Consider the following 1,736-nt stretch of genomic DNA (forward strand, 5'->3'; position numbering starts at 1 on the left):
ATTCTGAATCCAATGATTTTTATGTAATTGGAAATATCATTAAACAAGAACTGAATTTTGATGAAATAGGTTATTTAAATTATAATATTAAAGCTGTTAATAAAGATAGTTTAGTCTTAACGACAAATGGAATTAATAAACAAAAGAAAGTGTTTTTAAGATTACCTGATTCTTTGAAAAACTCCTCAAATTTTAAAAATAAATTATTAGATAAATCTTTTAAACTTGTATCGGAATATGGAATTGATACTGTTCATTTTAATGAAAATTTCTTATTGAATAAGATACCTTTAGGAATTGAGAAAAAATGGGGAATTACTAGTTTGACATATGACACAATTGATAATTTTCAGATTTTAAATACTGGGATGAGTAGATTTTTTATAATCAAAGAAAATAACAATAGAGTTTTCCTTTATTTACCTTCTTTCGATAAAACTTTCAAGCAAGTAGAATTAATTGAAATACAGGTTGATAAATCCAAAATACGAGAGACAATTGAAAATCATCTGAAATATAAAAACGTGTGGTAACAACTGGTATAAAAAATTGCTAAATTCAACAAAATAGAATGTTTTTAAAATATAAATAACTTAAATTTAAACATCGGAAAATTACGTTTTCAAAAAACGCAACTTTCCATACCAAAACCCGTTATGCACTAGTTCCGAAAAAAATTCTCGATGAAAAAGAAAATTTATGAAATAATAAATAAGAATACGATTTTTATAAAATTCATTTATGGATTAATTATTTTAAACGTAATCTCGTTAATTCTTGAATCTTACAATGAGTTAAGAGTTTCATTCTCTGACTTTTTTTATTATTTCGAGTTAATTTCTGTAATTATTTTTACAATCGAATATTTATTAAGATTGTGGACTGCTGACCAAGATGATTCCGTAAAAGGAAGCTCATTCAAGAAAAGATTAAAATTTGGATTTTCAACACTTGGCTTAATTGACTTAATTGCAATTTTACCTTTTTATCTTCCTTTCATTTTTCCATTCGATTTAAGAATATTAAGAATCCTAAGATTATTTAGATTATTAAGAATATTTAAACTTGGTAGATACTCAAAATCACTAAATACTATAACAAGTGTTTTGAAAAGTTCTAAGTCCGAATTGGCAATTACCGGTTTTGTTGCATTTATATTATTAGTATTATCATCGACAATTATGTACTATTTTGAAAATGAGGTTCAGCCTGAAAAATTTGCGAGTATTGGACATTCTTTTTGGTGGGCGGTTGCAACTTTAACTACCGTTGGTTATGGTGATGTTTTTCCAATTACAGCAATGGGAAAAATTATGAGTGGTATAATTGCATTAATAGGAATTGGATTTATTGCACTTCCAACAGGAATAATAAGTTCTGCATTTATTGAGAGAGTTCAAGAGCAGAAAAAAGAAAAAAATATATGTAAATGTCCTAATTGTGGGACTAAATTCAAAAACTAAAAAATAAAGCTATGAACAAAGGAGGATTTTCTTGGAAAAAATTAAGTGGTATATCTGGTGTTAAGTCAAACGTTTCACGAAAAATAGGAATACCATTGACAAAAAGTGGTCGTAATCAAAAAATTGGCAGAATTGTTTCAAAAGGTTGTTTGGGAATTTTAGTAGCTATGGCAATTCCAATGTTAATTTTAGTTGTTATTCTTTTATATTAAATCAACGACAAATTGAGAAAATTAGAAAGTTATAAAAAATCACCAGTGCATAACAACTCAT

At 26.3% G+C, this 1,736-nt stretch carries 3 protein-coding genes; all 3 read left to right on the forward strand.

Annotation, left to right across the window (positions count from 1 at the left end; genetic code table 11):
- The coding region (locus tag EC396_RS17915) for a hypothetical protein (RefSeq protein ID WP_164975296.1) at positions 1–533 on the forward strand (533 nt) is incomplete at its 5' end.
- Between the two features lie 150 nt (positions 534–683).
- The gene (locus EC396_RS12685; protein WP_129367000.1) at positions 684–1,463 is read left to right on the forward strand and encodes an ion transporter; all 780 of its coding nucleotides are present in this window, start codon (positions 684–686) and stop codon (positions 1,461–1,463) included.
- 11 nt (positions 1,464–1,474) lie between these two features.
- The gene (locus tag EC396_RS12690) at positions 1,475–1,675 is read left to right on the forward strand and encodes a hypothetical protein (protein ID WP_129367001.1); all 201 of its coding nucleotides are present in this window, start codon (positions 1,475–1,477) and stop codon (positions 1,673–1,675) included.
- The last annotated feature ends 61 nt before the right edge of the window (positions 1,676–1,736 follow it).

The sequence above is a fragment of the Lutibacter sp. HS1-25 genome (assembly GCF_004121075.1).
Classification (GTDB): domain Bacteria; phylum Bacteroidota; class Bacteroidia; order Flavobacteriales; family Flavobacteriaceae; genus Lutibacter.